The organism is Plantibacter sp. MPB07 (genome assembly GCF_046619465.1).
Taxonomy (GTDB): Bacteria; Actinomycetota; Actinomycetes; order Actinomycetales; family Microbacteriaceae; genus Plantibacter; species Plantibacter auratus.
Genome location: NZ_CP177043.1, coordinates 1,792,389 through 1,809,512 on the forward strand (window position 1 = coordinate 1,792,389; position 17,124 = coordinate 1,809,512).

A 17,124-nucleotide genomic window follows, 5' to 3' on the forward strand; every position below is an offset into this window, starting at 1 on the left:
CGACCTCTCAGAGCGGCCTCAGCCGGCGTCCGGCTCCGGGCTCGGCGACGGCGGGAACAGCTGGTCCTGCACCATCTGGTGGATGAGCGTGTAGTCGGGCTCTTCCGGGTCGATCGTCGGCGGGACGAACTGCAGGGAGTTGATCGGCAGCTCGCGCGTCTTGAGCGCGAGGTTCACGAAGTAGCCGAGCATGCCCTGGGGCACATCGGTCTTGACGACGTCGCCTCCCGCAGCTGCGACGTCCTGGAAGCGCGCGAGGACGTTCGCCGGGTTGAACTGCTTGAGCATCGCCGTCTGGAGGATGTGCTGGCGCTCCATGCGGTCGTAGTCGCTCGTCGAGTGCCGCGACCGGGCGTACATGAGCGCGGTCCAGCCGTCCATGTGCTGCTCGCCGGGTTCGATCCACTTCGTGACGTTCTCGAGGTCGGCGTCGCCGTCCATCGGCAGTCGCTCCTTGACGTCGATGTCGACGCCACCGAGCGTGTCGATCAGCGTGGCGAAGCCGTACATGTCGATGAGGACGTACCACTGGATGTGCAGCCCGGTGATGCCTTCGGCTGCCTGCTTCATCGCCTCGATGCCGGGCTCGCTCGCCTCAGCCGTCGCCTTGGGGAACAGTTCGGGGTTCTTCAGCTCGATCTCGGTGTAGATCGAGTTGAGCTGACAGACGTCGACGTCGCAGGAGTCGTCGTAGCCGTCCGGATAGAGGGACGCCATCTCGCTGCCCTCGGGGAACGGGATGTCGACGAGGTCACGCGGCATCGACATGGTCGTCGCCTGCCCGGTCTCGGCGTTGATGCTGACGACCGACATGCTGTCCGGCCGCATGCCGTCGCGGTCGGGACCTGCATCGCCACCGAGCAGCAGGATGTTGTAGTAGCCGTCGACCGGCGGCTCCGACGGGCCGGTGTTGCCGAAGATGGAGGAGATCGACCCGCGGGTGGCGCCTGCGACCACCGCTCCGTAGCCGGCCCCACCGGCCACCAGCACCATGGCGAGGGTCGTGAACAGCGCCACACCGAGCCTGGCGTTCGGCGAGGCCTTCACGAGGCGCACGAGCCGCAGGGTGTCGAGCGTCAACACGATCCACAGGATCGCGTAGGCGGCGAGGAGGATCTGCGCGACGGTGAGGGCGATCGGATTCGTCGCGAGGGTGAAGAGCACCTCGCGGGCGAGGAACATGAGGGCAACGCCGACGACGACGAGCAGCCAGAGGAAGAGGGTGAACCCGAGGCCGAACCGACCGAGCTTCCGGTTCCCGGCGAGCACCTGCGCGGAGCCGGGGATCAGCAGGTTGAGCAGGACCAGCCACCAGGCGCGCTTCGTCATCACCTCGCGCGAACGGGTGTCGGGATACCGCATCGGCTTCGCGGCGGTGGCTGCACTCGTCATAGCTGCGCTTTGAGGTTCCGGTTCTTCTCCTCGACGGAGTCGGCGAGGCCCGCGGCGTAGGCGACGAGCGCCTGGTGCAGGTCGTCGTCGGCCGTGGCGAGGATCTTGACGGCGATCAGCGCGGCGTTCTTCGCGCCGCCGATCGACACGGTCGCGACCGGCACGCCCGCGGGCATCTGCACGATCGACAGGAGCGAGTCGAGGCCGTCGAGGCGGGAGAGCGGCACCGGGACGCCGACGACCGGGAGCGTGGTGACGGAGGCGAGCATTCCAGGAAGGTGCGCCGCTCCACCGGCACCGGCGATGACGACCTTGACGCCACGGCCGTGGGCGGCTTTGCCGTAGGCGATCATCTTCTCGGGCGTGCGGTGGGCCGACAGCACCTCGACCTCGAACGGCACGCCGAAGTCGCGGAGCACCTGCGCCGCGTCGCTCATGACGTTCCAGTCGGAGTCCGAGCCCATCACGACGCCGACGAGCGGCGGGGCGTCACGGGACGGGGCGGAGTTCTCGGGCATGAGCACCATCGTAGATCGCGGTGCCTGAAGATCGGCTCAGGACGCACCGCAGCTGGCGGACAAGCCCTCGCCCAGGAGCCCCCAGTCCGGGGACGCCTCGGTACCGCGCAGCGCACCGGTCGACAGGTGTCTGGGACAATCGGCGGATGAGCACGTCGACCGCGGACGGATCCGCAGCACGCCACGAGCCGCCCAGCCAGCGCGAGCTGCGGCGGTGGCGCGGGTACCTCGCCGACGAACGCGCCGAGGCCGCCGTCTACCGGGATCTCGCCGGGCGGCGGAGCGGTGAGGAGCGCGACATCCTGCTCGCGCTCGCGGAGGCCGAGAAACGCCACGAGTCGCACTGGATCGCCCTGCTCGGGGACGACGTCGGCAAGCCGCAACGCGGTGACCTGCGGACCAGGCTGCTCGGCTGGCTCGCGAGGCGGTTCGGATCAGTCTTCGTCCTGGCGCTCGTCCAGCGCGCCGAGTCACGCTCGCCCTACGCGACCGAACGGGCGGCCACCGAGCGCATGGCCGCCGACGAGCAGATCCACGAGGAGGTCGTCCGGGGCCTGGCCGCCCGAGGACGCAACCGCCTGTCCGGAACCTTCCGGGCGGCCGTGTTCGGAGCGAACGACGGACTCGTCTCGAACCTCGCGCTCGTCATCGGCATGAGCGCCACCGGCGTCGGCAACGGCGTCGTCCTCGCCGCCGGGCTCGCGGGCCTCCTGGCGGGCGCGCTGTCGATGGGGGCCGGCGAGTACGTCTCGGTGCGGTCGCAGCGGGAACTGCTCGAGGCGTCCAGCCCCAACCCGGCGGCCGACGACGCCCTCCCCCACCTCGACGTCGACGCGAACGAACTCGCGCTCGTCTACCGGGCACGCGGCATGGAGGTCGGCGAAGCCGAGGCCCACGCAGCGGACGTCCTGGCCCGCGTCGGCGCCGGCACCTACCAGCGCGAGGCCCGGACGGCGATGGAGCACGAAGCCATCGGGACCGGGCTCGGTGCCGCGCTCTCGAGCTTCTGCTTCTTCGCGTCGGGCGCCGTCATCCCGGTCCTGCCCTACCTGTTCGGGCTGCAGGGTGTCGCTGCATTGGTGGTCGCCGCGCTCCTCGTCGGGGTGGCCCTGCTCGGCACCGGCGCCGTCGTCGGGCTGCTCTCCGGGGGGCCACCGCTTCGCCGGGCACTGCGACAACTCGCGATCGGGTACGGCGCTGCTGCGGCGACCTACGTGCTCGGCCTGCTCTTCGGCGCGAACGTCGGCTGACCCGGCCGTCGGTCGTCCGCCGCGCGACACCGGGAGCCGATGCGAACCCGTCATCTGCCGTCCACGAGTGCGTCACCGGCGTTCCCTACGCTGAGCCCGCCGTCCGTCGACCCGGAGGGCGGAGGAGGGCGCGTGAGGCAGGTGCAGGACCGGACCGACGTGTCTCCCCTCCTCGGAGCGGTTCCGCGCACGCAGCCTGACATCCAGTTGCTCCGCGCGATCGCCGTCCTGTCCGTCGTGGTCTTCCACCTGTCGTCGAGCCTCCTGCCCGGCGGGTACGTCGGCGTCGACGTGTTCTTCGTCGTCAGTGGCTATCTGATCACGAGCCACCTCGCACGCCAGGCCGACGAGACGGGCCGCGTCGACCTCCCGGCGTTCTGGGCCCGCAGGATCCGGCGACTCCTGCCGGCCGCTCTGCTCGTCCTCGCCGTCACCGCCGTCCTGATCTGGCGGCTGGCCCCGCCGAGCGCCTGGACGCAGTTCTTCACCGAGACCGTGGCGAGCGCGACCTCCTGGGAGAACTGGTTCCTGGCCGGGAGCTCCGTGGACTATCTCGCACAGGGCAGCGCCGCGTCACCGGTCCAGCACTTCTGGTCACTCTCCGTCGAAGAGCAGTTCTACCTCGGCTGGCCGCTCGTCGTCGTGCTGTGCGTGTGGCTCACCCGGCGTCGACCGTCGGACCTCCGCCGCACCCTCGGTGTTGCGCTCGGGATCATCGGTGCCACCTCGCTCCTGTGCTCGATCCTGTACACGGCGGCGGACCCGGCTCCGGCGTACTTCGCCACGCCGACCCGTGCCTGGGAGTTCGCGGCCGGCGGTCTGCTCGCGCTCCTCGGGCCGGTCGTGGTCGTGCACCGCACCCGGTGGCGAACGGTCTCCGGCGTCCTCGGTGTCGTCCTCCTGGCGGTCGCCCTGGTCGCCTTCACCGAGCGGACGGCGTTCCCCGGGATCGCCGCCGCCCTCCCGGTCCTCGGGACGCTCCTCGTGATCGTCGGTGGGTCGTCGACCCACCGGTGGTCCGTGACGACCCTTGCGCGCACACGTGCGTCGCTCCTCCTCGGCGATCTCTCCTATTCGCTGTATCTGTGGCACTGGCCGCTCATCGTGGTCGCGCCGTGGGTGCTCGGCGTGCCCGTCGCGCTCGGCGACCCGCTCGGGTGGGCGGTCGCTGCCGCACTCCTGGTCGTCGCCGTGATCCTCGCCGCGCTGACGAAACGGTTCGTCGAGGACCCTGTCCGACGAATCCCCGTCCTCGCGCACGCACGCTCCGCACGGACCGTCCTGCTGGCGGGCGCGGCGACCGCACTCGTGCTCTGCATCCCGACCGCGGGGTTGCTCACCGTCGCTACGGAGGAACGCACCCTCGCGAGCACCGTGGACGCCTACCTCGCGGACGGCGAACCGTGTTTCGGTGCCGATGCGGCCGTGTCGGGCTGCACCAATCCGGCGTTGGCGGACGAACTCCTGCCGCCGCTGTCGGTGCGGACCGAGGACACCGGCGACACCTTCCGGTGCTCCGCGGCGGCCGACGCACCGGACTTCCCCGGCTGCACCTTCGGTTCCGAGCGCCCGGACGCCACGCGGGTCGCGCTCACCGGGAACTCGCACGCCACGATGCTCATCCCCGGACTCGTCGACCAGCTCGAGGCACGCAACTGGCGACTCGACGTGTACGTCGGCAAGGGCTGCGAGTGGCGGGCACCGGGACCCGACGACTCGGCGGCCTGCGACGCCCGGCGGACGCTCATGCAGGAGGCGTTCACGGGTGAGCGGCCGTACGACATCATCCTGGTGACCTCCAAGAGTCCGGACGAGACCTCGGTGGCCGAACAGGCCGCGATCCGCAGCGCGACGCTCGCGGCGTGGAGACCGGTGCTCGAGCAGGGGACGTCGATCGTGGTACTGAGGGACAATCCCCGCGTGCCGACCGAGGCCGCGGCCTGCGTCGACCGCACGAGCGCCGCCGAGCTCATCGCGGGGGCGTGCGCCTTCCCCGTGGCCGAGGCGTACCCGACGTTCGACCTGAACACCGCCACGGCGGCGATGACCGATGGCGCGGTGCCGGTCGTGGATCTCGGCGAGCTGTACTGCGCCGCCGGGACCTGTCCGCTCGCCGTCGGGAACGTGCTCGTCTATCGCGATCTGCACCACATCACGGCCACCTGGTCGCGGACCCTGGGCCCGTTCCTCGTCGACCGGATCCGAGCCGCCACCTCCCGAGGGTGACCAGTCCCCGATCGGGTGGAGTGCCAGCGCGGTGCGCTGACGCGAGGGTGTCGAACCCGGCGTCGGCGCGGTGCGCTGACACGAGCGCGGCGGAACCGGCACGACCGCAGGGCACACGCGTGAGCGCGCCCCTCCGGAGACCCTCGCTGACGTCCCCGACCCGCGGTGACGTCAGCGCACCGCGCCGGCGACCACCCAGGAGAGCTCAGGCGCGGGAGCGGTCAGGCGGAGGTGGGCTCGTACTGCCGGCGGTCGCCCGCGACGCCCGCGAAACGGAACGGCGCACCGGTCTCGCGAGGGCGGTCGGAGTCGTGGACGTCGGCCGACGCCGCGTCCTCGAGGAGCTGCAGGTAGCGGGCGTCGTCGACGACCGTCCGCGCATCGAGCTGCGCGCGGTTCGCGTCGCTCCGCAGAGCCGAGCGGTAGCCGGGACGCACGATGCCGCTGAAGCACTCCGCGACCGCACCCGAGCCGTAGCTGAGGAACGCGATGCGCCGACCGGTGAGGTCGTCGTCGCCGTCGAGCAGCGCGAGCAGCGCGAGGTACACGGAGGCCGTGTAGCTGTTCCCGATCCGGCGGTTGTACCCGGTCGTCGGCTCGATCTGTGCGTCCAACTCCTCCTGGGTGCGCTCGGAGCCGAGCGACTTGGCCAGGTGCCGGTGCGCCTTGATCGCCATCTTCGTGAACGGCTGGTGGTAGCAGAAGTGGTCGACCTCGGAGAAGTCCGCTCCGCCGCGTGACCGGTAGTCCGCCCAGGCACCCTCGATCGCGTCCTGGTAGGCGGAGATGGACAGCTTGCCGTCGACGATCGCCGTCGCGCTGTGGTTCGGGCGCCAGAAGTCCATGACGTCCTGCGTGTAGACGCCGGTCGCGGTCTCGAGCTCGAGGATGGCCGGATCGGCGGCCACGAGCATGGCGACGGCCCCGGCGCCCTGCGTCGGCTCGGCGTTGGAGTGCAGTTCGTACCGCGCGATGTCGCTCGCGATCACGAGCACGGTCTCCTCGGGGTTCCGCGCGACGAGCGCAGCCGCGAACTGCAGCGCCGCGGTGGCCGAGTAGCAGGCCTGCTTGAGCTCGACCACGCGGACCGCCTGCGGCAGGCCGAGCAGCCGGTGCATGTAGACGCCAGCGGACTTCGACTGGTCGATGCCGGACTCGGTGGCGAACAGGACGGTCCTGAGCCGGTCGCTGCCGTGGCGTTCGATGATGGGCGCGGCAGCGGCGGCGGCCATCGTGACGATGTCCTCGTCGGCGGCCGGGACGCTCATCTCGCTCTGGCCGAGACCGACGTAGTACTTGGCGGGTTCGACACCGAAGCGCCCCGCGAGCTCGGCGAGGTCGATGCGGTTCGCCCCGGTCGCGAAGGCGATGTCGTCGATGCCGACGGCGGGGCTGCTGGTCTGGTTGGTGTTCACGTGCGGGGTGCTCCGTTCGAGCGTCGACGATGCACCGGTCCCCCGGTGCGGTGGGAGGGTCAGGCGGGCGCGCCGGCTGCGGTCTGCGCGCTGCGTTCGAGCTTCAGGTGGGCGGCCATGAGCTCACCGGGGTTGGTCTGCGCGGCGAGGAGTGACAGTTCGCCACACCAGACGGCGGCAGCGCACAGGACGGCGAGTCGCCGGGCGTTGGCGCCGGGTTCACGGTCCTCGCGGCACCCGAGGCGGGTGAGGTTCTCCTCGACGAAGCCGAGCCCCTTGCCGTTGCCGACCGTGCCGACGATGAGGTTCGGCAGGGTGCAAGAGAAGTAGAGGTCGCCGTCGTGCACCTCGGCGTGTGTGACGCCCTGCGAGCCCTCGACGATGTTCGCCGCGTCCTGGCCGGTCGCCAGGTAGAACGCGAGCAGCATGTTGGCGTAGTGGGCGTTCGCGCTGCGCAGGCCGCCGGCGAGGATCGTCCCGACGAGGTTCTTGCGCACGTTCAGCTGCACGATCTGCTCGGGCGTCGTGTGCAGGAACCGCTCGACGATCGCCCGCGGGATCGTCATCTCGGTGACGACGTTCTTGCCGCGACCCAGGATGCCGTTGACCGCGGTCGCCTTCTTGTCGGAGCAGAAGTTGCCGGAGATCGAGCCGTAGCGGAGCATCGGCCAACGCTCCATGATGTACGGCATGAGACGGTCCGCCGCGAGCGTGACCATGTTGTGGCCGGACGCGTCACCGGTGCGGAACTCGAGGCGCAGGAAGAGCAGGTTGCCGGCGATCTGCGAGTTGATCTCGATGAGTTCGGCGAAGTGACTCGACTGGGCGACGACGGCCTGCAGCTCGGGCAGGCTGCGCTCGATCTCGCGGAGTGCCTGCAGGGCGTCGCCGGCCGAGTCGACCTCGAACAGGACGGAGCGGCTCATCCGCTCGTCGACGAGCGTCGCGCGGATGCCGCCGGGGACCATGGAGGAGATGCGGGCGCCCCGACGGACCGACGGCCAGAGCGGGCTCTCGTAGGTGGCGAGCGGGACCTCCTGCTCGCCCTCCATGACGTTGCCGCTCAGATGGAGCGGGCCGATCCACTTGAGTGGGACCGGTGCGACGCCGTCGGGTTCGTTGCTCATGCGTGGGGTTCCGTTCCGCCCCGGAGGACGTCGTGCTGCTCGGCGAAGGCACGAGCGTAGGTGGATCTGATGGATTCGACCGCGTCGTCGTCGGTGCGGCTGATCTCCGACGGCCCCCACGGGCTGTGGGCGGCGTCGATGAGTCCGGTCGGCGGGTGCACCGTGAGCGGGAGCCGCTCGATGCCGTGGGCCGACCAGTCGTCCTCGAGGGCGGCGGTGGAGACAGACTGCCCGATGAATGCGATGCCGCAGTCGCCACCACCGGCACCGGAGGACTTGGCCGCCCCGCCGAGGCGCTCGGCGGCGTCGCAGAGTTGCGCGAGCGCGGCGGTCTCGATGTCGACACCGGCGTCGCGTCCGAGACCGGCGAGCGTCGCGCGCGCGGAGCGGACGGCACCGAGCACGAGGGCCGGGTCCTCGTCGTTCAAGCCGATCGTGAGAGCGTCGACGGCGGCGCGACTGGCCGCGAGGAACGAGGTGTAGTGGGCGGTCTCCGCCCATTTGCGGGACTGCAGTTCGTCGACGAGACGCGTGGTCGAGGCGGGCTCGCCGGTCCATCCGACGAGGAGCCGGAGCGAGGTCGGCGGCGACAGGCGCTCGAGCCCCAGCTCGGCCCAGGGGTCGCGGAGGGCGGCGAGCACCCCTTCTCGGTGGCGCACCTCCCGCAGCCGGGCCCGATCGGGCGAGGTGTACCGGAGCCAGCCGCCGAACATGCTCGCCGCGAGGTCGCCCCCGGAGGCTGCCGGCGCGACGTCGATGGTGGCGAGGATCGCGAGCTTGAGCATCTGCGTGCGGGTGAGGTCGAGCTGGTAGAACTCGTCGAGGGCGCGGATGGTTGCGGTCGTCACGGCCGCGCTCGAGCCGAGGCCGAACTTCCGGCCGCTCGCGTCGTCGAGCTCGCTGGTGATGGACAGCGCGGAGAACCGCTGCGCGACGCCGAGCTCGGCGACGAGGGTCTCCATCGTGCTCACGGCGGAGAGGACGTGGTCGAGCGGGCGTTCCTCGTGCTCGACGACGACCCCGTTGCGGTTGCGACGCCAGATGATGGGCGCTCGGCCGTACTGGTCGGAGAAGATGCGGCCCTCGTGCTCGCTCGCCTCGAGTCGGACGGTGACGCACCGGTCGACCGCGACGAGGATGGAGGGGTGCCCTGGTTCGACGACGGCGTACTCGCCGGCCACGAAGAGCTTGCCGGGCGCCTTGATCTCGATCATCGCGCTCCTTCCGTTGTCTGCTCGCCCGCCGATCCGCCGGGCTCCGAGGTGATGAGCCTCGCGCCCCGTCCAGCTCTGGCGGGGATGACGCCGATGTCGGGCTGCGCCTCGAGGATCCGAGTCGCGAGCTCGTCGACCGCGTCGGCTCGACACAGGATCTTCACGTTCGGGCCGGCGTCCATCGTCGCATAGCATTCGAGGCCGTCGCCTCTGAGGTTTGCGACGAGATCGAGCAGTTCCACGCTCGCCGGTCCCCAGTACCGGACCGGCGGCTCGGCGCCGAGCATCGTGGCGTGCATCCGCATCGCGTTCCGCTCGGCGATCGTGCCCACCGCGGTGAAGTCGGCGCGGGCGATCGCGGCGAGCATCTCCTCGAGTTCGACGGGGGTGCGTTCGACCCAGGCGGGGTAGTACGGGGAGGTGTCGACCGTGCGCCGCATGCCGTCGCGACTGGAGACCGACTTGGCCCGGGCGTCGAGGACGGTGAGGACCATGCCGAGCTCGAGTCCGGAGGCCGGCACCGCCTCGGCGAAGGAGCTCTCGTCGTCGTGCCCGGCGTGCCAGACGGCGATCCCGTCGAAGATCGAGCGCGAGGCCGAGCCCGAGCCACGGCGGGCCAGCCGGGAGAGGGCGCGGCGGTCGAGGTCGAGTCCGAACGCGGTCGATGCGGCGAGCGCCAGCGCAGCGAAGCCCGAGGCCGAGGAGGCGAGGCCGGCGCCCGTGGGGATCTCGTTGTGGGAGTCGACGGTGACGCGCTCGTCCCGGCCGGCGAGCGCGCGCACGAGGTCGATGAAGCGCGTGACGCGGGAGCGGGCGGTGCCCTCGAGGGGTCGTCCACCGAGGAGCACGACGTCGTCGTGTGCGTCCGTCAGTCGCACCGTCGTCGTCGTGGGCGCTGCGTCGAGGGTCAGTGAGAGGCTTCCGGTCCACGGGAGGATGAGCGCCTCGTCCCGCTTGCCCCAGTACTTGACGAGGGCGATGTTGGGGTTGGCGAGCGCGGTCGCACTGCCCTCCTCCGAGGCGGTCGTCGCGAGCTGTTGCGGGGTCAGGGTCACGCGTAGTCCTCCGCGTCGATCGTCCAGGTGCCGAGTGCTCCGGCCTCGAGGAGGGCTTGCGAGATGCGTCGGGCTGACGCGGGGTCTGCGGCGAGGGTGATGATGCATCCGCCCTGCCCGCCGCCCGTCAGCTTCGCGCCGAGGGCGCCGTTCCCCGCGGCGACCGCGATGAGCGCGGTGATGGCCGGGTGGCCGGCGCCGAGTTCGTCGAGGACGACCTGCGCCGCGTCCATGCGGGTCCCGAGGTCGTCGCGGCGGTCCGCGGCGAGGTCGGCGACGCCCGCCACGGTCCCGCGTTCGAGCTCGGCCAGAAGCGCGCGACCACGCTCGGGGTGCAGCTCGACGAAGGCGCGGACGTCGGCGACCGCCTTCCGGGTCGACCCGCGCGCACCGGTGTCGGCCACGACGAAGCTGCCGCCGAAGCGGATCGGCGGATGCTCGACGCGGCCGGCGGTGAAGAGGATGGGTGTCGAGGCGCTCGTGGCCCGGGCGTCGAGACCGCTGGGCGTCCCGTGGGCGACGCGTTCGCCGCGCTGCACGAGCTCGAACCGGTCGGCGTCGTCGAGCGCCACGCCGTGCAGGTCGGCGACGGCGTCGACGATCGCGTTGGCGGCCGCGGCACTCGAACCGAGGCCTCGGCCGATCGGCAGGGTCCCGCGGACGACGACCTCGACACCGGCCGGTGCCGCACCGACGTGCGCGAGGGTCTCGAGGACGGTTGTCCCGAGCGGATCGGAGGCGTCGAGCGGGCCGAGCGAGATCTCGGTGTCGAGCACCGAGGCTCCGTCGATGCGTCGGGCGGTCGCCTCGACCCGGAGCGACGGGATGGGCAGGGCGACGGCTGGAGACCCGTACACGACGGCATGCTCGCCCAGCAGGATCGCCTTGGCGTGCGCGAAGCCGCGACCGGTCGCAGCCGTGTGCTCTGTCGTCATCTCACCATTCTGGTCCGAAAAACATGCAGCTGGCTGCACATCGGTCGTCCGGTCGCGATCCGATCCGCCACGGGGCCGGCTCATGAGCCGTCCCGCAGCGCATCCGGGCGCTGCACGATGGGCCGTCGACGGGAGCTGCCGGAGCGCTCACGGCGTGTCCCATGCGTACCGGAAACACCCAGCCTACGCCGAACGGCCCGGTTCGGCTCGTTACGGTTGAGTGGGCGGGACGGCCCGGTTAGTATCGGAACACCTCCATTCATGCAGACGACGGCCGCCGCACCCAGCGCCCGCGTCGACACGGACCCTCCCTCCAGCGACGTAGATCCGGTCCCGTCATCTCACCGTCTCCGGGCCGTCCAGCGCCCGCATTCCGAGGGGTACCCCGTCGTGATCTCGTCTTCCGTTCCACCGCGCCCGCGCACCGCCGCACCGTCGCCCCTGCCAGACCTCGTCGATCGCCAGACCGACAAGAGCGACTGCGGCGTCGGTTTCATCACCCGCAAGGACGGCGTGCAGAGCCACGACGTCATCGCACTCGGCGACACCGCCCTGTGCGCCATCCCCCACCGCGGCGGCATGTCCTCCGAGGGTGTCGGCGACGGAGCGGGCGTGCAGATCGACCTCTCGGTCGACTTCTTCAGCTCCCTCGTCGGCAAGCCACTCGTCGCCGGGCGGTTCGGCGTCGCGAACGTCTTCCTCCCGGTCGACCACGGTCGGATCGGTGACGCCGAGGCGCTCATCGAACGCTCGCTCGGCGAGGCCGGCTTCACCGTGCTGCTCGCCCGTGCCGTGCCGACGGTCGACGCCGTCCTGCGCCCGAAGGCCGTGCAGTACCAACTGCCGATCCGGCAGTGGATCTTCGAGCCCTCGGACGACGCCTCCACGGAGGACCTCGACCAGCGCGCGCACGCGGCCCTGCTCGCGATCGAGGCGACGGCCTACACGGACCTCACTTTCGACGGCCTCTACCCGCTGTCGCTCAGCACGCGCACCCAGGTCCTCAAGGGACGCCTCAACTCCGGCGAGGTCATCCCCTACTTCGCCGACCTGGCCGACCCCCTGCACCGGGTCAGGACCCTCGCCTTCCACACCCGGTTCTCGACGAACACCGCTCCCCACCCGTCGATGGCGCAGCCCTTCCGCCTCATGGCGCACAACGGCGAGCTCAACACCGACCGCAAGAACCGTCTGTCCGAGACGGCGCTGGCTGCATCGCGAGGCCGGAAGATCATCCGGGCCAGGGGCCAGTCGGACAGCTCGCGCCTCGACCAGACGCTGCACAGCCGCGTGGTCGAGGACGGACTCGAACTGCTCGAGGCGGTCGTGTCCGTCATGCCCCCGGCCTGGGAGAACGATCGCACCCTGAGCCGCGAGGTTCGGGCGATGCTCGAGTACTTCTCGCTCGTCGAGGAGAAGAACGACGGCCCGGCCGCGCTCATCTTCAACGACGGCACGACCGTCGGCGCCCGGCTCGACCGGCTCGGCCTGCGCCCGCTGCGCAGCGTCGAGACGGCCGACTACCTCTGCGTCACGTCCGAGGCCGGGCAGCTGCCGTTCCCGGACGACGAGGTGGTCCACCGCGGTCGCATCGAGGCCGGCGGCATGCTCGCCTACGACCACCGCACGGGCACGCGCCTCCGCACGGGCGAGGCGCTCGAGCTCCTCGCGGCGCGCAAGGACTACCCGGCGATGCTCGCCGCATCGGCCACCGACCTCGATGCGCTCGAGGACCGGGGCGTCCCGGTGTCGGCACCGACGGCCTCGGCGGACGACGAGTTCGCCTACCGCGGTGGGCTGAGCCAGGTGCAGCGCTACGTCGCGTACTCCCTCAACCAGGAGAGCTTCCGGTTCATGACGGACCCGATGCTCGCCTCGGGCAAGGAGCGGATCTCGGCGATGGGCTACGGCAACGCCATCAACGCCCTGTCCGACCAGGAGGGCGGCCTGGCGAAGTACTTCTCCCAGCGCTTCGCCCAGGTGACCAACCCGCCGCTCGACAGCATCCGTGAGGCGGACGGCATGACCCTCCGGGTCGCGCTCGGCCCGAAGCCCGGCAGCGGCACGGTCGGCACCAAGCAGCTCGTCCTCCGATCCCCCATCATCAGCGAGGACGAACTGCGGCGCCTCAGCGCTCAGCACGAGTCGCCGGCCGCGTGGTTCGACATCCTCTACCGGCCCGAGGTGGACGCGCAGGCGAACGCCGACGCGCTCGAGGCCGCCGTCGAGCGTGTGGCCGCGGCGGTCGCCGGGTTCGCCGCAGAGAACGGCGGCATCGCGATCCTCAGTGACCGCGGCGTCCACGCGGAGGGTGCCGCCCTGCCGCTCATCCTCGTCGTGGCGGCCGTCAACCAGCGACTCATCGACGACGGCCTCCGGCTCCGCGTGTCGCTCGTGGTCGACAGCGGCCAGCTGCCGTCCTCGCACCACGTCGCCTCCGCCCTCGGCTTCGGCGCGTCGGCCGTCCACCCGCTCGCTGTCCGCCTCCGCGCCGAGCAGCAGCACCCCGACGAGGTGGAAGCAGCGTTCCGCCGGTTCGCCTACGCCGCGGAGAAGTCGCTCCTGAAGACCATGGGCAGGGTCGGCCTCTGCACCGTCGAGAGCTACATCGGCGGCGAGTTCTTCGAGCCGAACTACCTCGACACGAGCGACCCCGTGCTCGCGCGCGCCTTCCCGCACCTCCGCGCCCCCGTCGGCGGCGTCGGCTTCGCCGGGATCGCCCGGACGGCGAGCGCCTGGCACCAGCGCGCCCTGACGACGTCGAGCGACGCGGACGTCCCGCTCCTCGGCCTGTTCAAGGAACGCGCCGAGGGCGCCGGCCACTCCTACGGGACGACCGCGGTCCGCGGCTTCGTCGACCTCACCGAGGAGCCCGTGCAGCTGCCGCGAGCGGACACCACGGCCGTCGACCGCGACGGCGGCACGCTCGGCGACGACCCGCTGCGCCTCCACACCATCGGGAACCTGGAGGACGCGTTCGGGATCGACGACGACGCCTACCAGCACACCTCCTTCGACGCCCTCGACGACGACGAGATCGACGCCTTCACCATCACGCCCGGCTACCGCTCCTTCGTCCAGTCGATGACGACCGAGCGCCGCCGCCGCCCGGCGGCCCTCCGCGACGTGCTCGTGCTGCCCGAGGACATCACCCGACTGACCACCCCGGAGGAGTTCGCGCGCGAGCTCGACCGGCTCGGCCCCGTCGGCAACTCCTCGATCGTCGTCCGCGGCCTGCGTGCGACGCGGACCGAGCAGGGGCGGCACCGGCTGCAGCTCACGGGACCGCTCGCGGGCGACCTCACGCGGGTCTCGGCGCTCGGCGAGTACTACGTCCACCGTTTCGGCGGCGAGGTGACGGGGCACTGGATCTCCGGTGGCGACCTCATCGTGGAGGCGACGGGGTCCGCCGACGACTACTTCTCGATGCTCGTCGAGGGTGCCGAGAGCATCTCGACCGACCTCGTCCAGCCGGCGAGCGAGATCACCCGATCCCTCGCGTCCGGGGCGATGAGCCACGGCGCCCTCGTGGCGACCGCGCACGAGGCGGTCGCGCACGGCACCAACATGGTCGGCGGGATGTCGAACAGTGGCGAGGGCGGCGAACACCTGTCCCGCTACGGCACCATCCGCGGCTCGCGCATCAAGCAGTTCGCCTCCGGGCGCTTCGGTGTCTGGGCCGGTTACCTCGCCGACCCGATGCTGCAGGAGCTCGAGATCAAGATCGGCCAGGGTGCCAAGCCCGGCGAGGGCGGTCAGCTCCCGGCTCCCAAGGTGACGGTGGACATCGCGGCTGCCCGGGGTGGCACGCCCGGCATCGAGCTCGTCTCGCCGCCGCCGCACCACGACACCTACTCGATCGAGGACCTCGCGCAGCTCATCCACGACTGCAAGGCCGCACGGGTCCGCGTCGTCGTCAAGCTCGTCTCCTCCGAGGGCATCGGCACGATCGCCGTCGGCGTCGCCAAGGCCGGTGCCGACGTCATCAACGTGGCCGGCAACACCGGCGGGACCGGCGCAGCCGCCGTGACGAGCCTCAAGTACGCCGGACGCAGCGCCGAGATCGGCATCGCCGAGGTCCACCAGGCCCTCAGCGCGAACGGTCTGCGGTCGAAGGTCACGCTGCGCTGCTCCGGCGCGCACCAGACCGGTCGCGACGTCGTCATCTCCGCCCTGCTCGGCGGCGACAGCTTCGAGTTCGGGACCACTGCGCTCATGATGCTCAAGTGCGTCATGGCGAAGAACTGCAACGTGAAGTGCCCGGCTGGTCTCACGACCAACCCGGAGACCTTCGACGGCGACCCGCGTGCGCTGGCGCAGTACCTCCTGAACATCGCGCACGACGTCCGCGAGCGGCTCGCCATCCTCGGCCTCCGCTCGCTTCGCGAAGCCCGCGGTCGCACCGACCTCCTCCACCTCGTCGACCACCCGGCGGCCGTCGCGGACCTCGACCTGCGTGCCATGCTCGCGGTCGTCCCCGAGGTCGTCGTCACCGACCCGGTGTACCTGGAGAAGGACTTCACGCTCGACGACGCCCTCATCGAGCGGGTACGGGCAGGACTCTTCGACGACGGCCGGACGACGCTCGACCTGGGCGCCGAGGACGCCGACGGCGGGATCCGACTCGGCAACCGCTGGCGTTCCGTGGGCGGGCAGCTCGCGATCGACCTCGAGCGCATCCTCAACCACGAGCTCGACGACGACCAGGCGGCGGCGATCCCCTCCGTCGTCACCGACGACCGCGGCCACCGTTCGCTCGCCGCCGACACCGTGACCATCCGCACCGAGCACTCCGCGGGGCAGTCGTACGCGGCGTTCTGCGTCGACGGCCTGCACTGGCGACACACCGGCACCTGCAACGACGGCGTCGGGAAGAGCGCATCCGGCGGCACCATCGCGATCCTCTCCCCCGGCGGCGGCAGCTCGGAGGACGGCGGCAACGTCCTCATCGGCAACTTCGCGCTCTTCGGGGCAACCGGTGGACGCACCTTCGTCCAGGGCGAGGCCGGCGACCGCTTCGCCGTCCGCAACTCGGGCGCCACCGCGGTCGTCGAGGGCGTCGGCGACTACGCCTGCGAGTACATGACCAACGGCGCCGTGCTGAACCTCGGCGGCTTCGGGATCGGCTTCGGCAACGGGATGAGCGGTGGCTTCGTCTACCAGTACGACCCGCGGGGCGAACTGCCGAGCAAGGTCAGCGCGGACTCCCTCCTCCTCGGATCGATCACCGAGGGCGAGCAGGCGGCGTTCCACGAGGCCGCCGTGCTCCTGCTGCTGCAGTGGCACGTCGAGGCGACCGGCTCGCCGCTCGCTTCCCGGTTGCTCGCCGACTGGGACACGGCCAGGCACCAGTTCGTGTTCGGCATGCCGCGCGCGCTGCTCCTCTATCAGGACAGCGACGCGATCCTCGCGGCCAAGAGCCGGAAGGAACTCCTCGACGAGCTCGGCGCGGCCCTCGCGGCACAGCAGCTGCGCACCTTCAAGCTCGACTACCGCGACCGCCGGCCGGTCCGCGGCGGTCGCGCCCCCGGACTCGGCGAGCCCGCGGCCGACCCGCAGGACGTCTACGCGCTCCTCACGAGCTACACGGTGCTGAAGCTCGCCCAGGAGGTCGCGATGTCCCGCACGCCCGGCGTCGACGACCCGTCGCACCCGCTCGTGCAGGCGAGTGTCCGCACGCTCATCCTCACCGAGGACTTCTTCGTCATGCAGCGGGTGCAGCGGGCGGCTCGAGAGCTGCTCGAACGGTACGACGACGAGGCGCTGGCCGCCATGATCGCCGCGAAGCGCCTCCACGATTACACGGAAGCCCTGCGCCTGCGGAACGTGCTGTCGATCGACCACCCGGGCACCACGGGGTGGATCATGCACCAGCACGCCAAGAACCGGACCCGATCCGCAGCGACCGGTGGCACCGAAGCACTCCTTGCATCGGCCGCTCTGGCCGAACTGACCCTGGCGGGTTCCCGATGAACGCGCCCGAACTGGAGGG

The 17,124-nt window shown here is 71.2% G+C and carries 10 protein-coding genes; 3 read left to right on the forward strand and 7 right to left on the reverse strand.

The window, feature by feature from the left end:
* Positions 1-18: 18 nt before the first annotated feature.
* Entirely contained in the window at positions 19-1,392 is a 1,374-nt protein-coding gene (locus ACLIME_RS08350; RefSeq protein ID WP_236555507.1) for an LCP family protein, read from the reverse strand.
* On the reverse strand, positions 1,389-1,910 hold the full coding sequence (gene purE, locus ACLIME_RS08355) for a 5-(carboxyamino)imidazole ribonucleotide mutase (RefSeq protein ID WP_411558632.1): 522 nt from the start codon (positions 1,908-1,910) through the stop codon (positions 1,389-1,391). Before purE ends, ACLIME_RS08350 begins: the two co-directional genes overlap by 4 nt.
* 146 nt (positions 1,911-2,056) lie before the next feature.
* On the opposite strand from purE, the gene ACLIME_RS08360 reads away from it, so the two are divergent.
* Positions 2,057-3,160 carry a VIT1/CCC1 transporter family protein gene (locus ACLIME_RS08360; protein WP_411558633.1) on the forward strand — a complete coding sequence of 368 codons (1,104 nt, stop codon included), beginning with the start codon at positions 2,057-2,059 and terminating at the stop codon, positions 3,158-3,160.
* A 132-nt stretch (positions 3,161-3,292) separates the two neighbouring features.
* Positions 3,293-5,386, forward strand: a complete 2,094-nt coding sequence (locus ACLIME_RS08365; RefSeq protein WP_411558634.1) for an acyltransferase family protein — start codon at positions 3,293-3,295, stop codon at positions 5,384-5,386.
* A 221-nt stretch (positions 5,387-5,607) separates the two neighbouring features.
* Here the strand turns inward: ACLIME_RS08365 and ACLIME_RS08370 are convergent, their stop codons facing one another.
* Genes ACLIME_RS08370 through mvk form a run of 5 tightly spaced genes read right to left on the reverse strand, consistent with a single transcriptional unit; the run spans position 5,608 to position 11,132 of the window.
* Positions 5,608-6,801, reverse strand: coding sequence for a hydroxymethylglutaryl-CoA synthase (locus ACLIME_RS08370; protein WP_411558635.1), 1,194 nt, complete (start codon positions 6,799-6,801; stop codon positions 5,608-5,610).
* 59 nt (positions 6,802-6,860) lie between these two features.
* Positions 6,861-7,928, reverse strand: coding sequence for a hydroxymethylglutaryl-CoA reductase (locus tag ACLIME_RS08375; RefSeq protein ID WP_079002857.1), 1,068 nt, complete (start codon positions 7,926-7,928; stop codon positions 6,861-6,863).
* Entirely contained in the window at positions 7,925-9,142 is a 1,218-nt protein-coding gene (locus tag ACLIME_RS08380; RefSeq protein ID WP_071262515.1) for a phosphomevalonate kinase, read from the reverse strand. The genes ACLIME_RS08375 and ACLIME_RS08380 overlap by 4 nt, the downstream gene beginning before the upstream one ends.
* Positions 9,139-10,197: a diphosphomevalonate decarboxylase gene (mvaD, locus tag ACLIME_RS08385; protein WP_411558636.1), complete on the reverse strand. Its 1,059-nt coding sequence runs from the start codon at positions 10,195-10,197 to the stop codon at positions 9,139-9,141. Before mvaD ends, ACLIME_RS08380 begins: the two co-directional genes overlap by 4 nt.
* Positions 10,194-11,132, reverse strand: coding sequence for a mevalonate kinase (gene mvk / locus ACLIME_RS08390; RefSeq protein WP_079707312.1), 939 nt, complete (start codon positions 11,130-11,132; stop codon positions 10,194-10,196). Before mvk ends, mvaD begins: the two co-directional genes overlap by 4 nt.
* Before the next feature lie 390 nt (positions 11,133-11,522).
* Between mvk and ACLIME_RS08395 the strand changes: the two genes are divergently transcribed.
* Positions 11,523-17,105 carry a glutamate synthase-related protein gene (locus ACLIME_RS08395; RefSeq protein ID WP_411558637.1) on the forward strand — a complete coding sequence of 1,861 codons (5,583 nt, stop codon included), beginning with the start codon at positions 11,523-11,525 and terminating at the stop codon, positions 17,103-17,105.
* Positions 17,106-17,124: the final 19 nt, after the last annotated feature.

What these genes read in the sequence shown, in the direction of transcription:
- ACLIME_RS08350 (WP_236555507.1), bottom strand. Translation starts at nt 1,392, where the DNA reads ATGACGAGTGCAGCCACCGCCGCGAAGCCGATGCGGTATCCCGACACC.
- purE (WP_411558632.1), bottom strand. Translation starts at nt 1,910, where the DNA reads ATGCCCGAGAACTCCGCCCCGTCCCGTGACGCCCCGCCGCTCGTCGGC.
- ACLIME_RS08360 (WP_411558633.1), top strand. Translation starts at nt 2,057, where the DNA reads ATGAGCACGTCGACCGCGGACGGATCCGCAGCACGCCACGAGCCGCCC.
- ACLIME_RS08375 (WP_079002857.1), bottom strand. Translation starts at nt 7,928, where the DNA reads ATGAGCAACGAACCCGACGGCGTCGCACCGGTCCCACTCAAGTGGATC.
- ACLIME_RS08380 (WP_071262515.1), bottom strand. Translation starts at nt 9,142, where the DNA reads ATGATCGAGATCAAGGCGCCCGGCAAGCTCTTCGTGGCCGGCGAGTAC.
- mvk (WP_079707312.1), bottom strand. Translation starts at nt 11,132, where the DNA reads ATGACGACAGAGCACACGGCTGCGACCGGTCGCGGCTTCGCGCACGCC.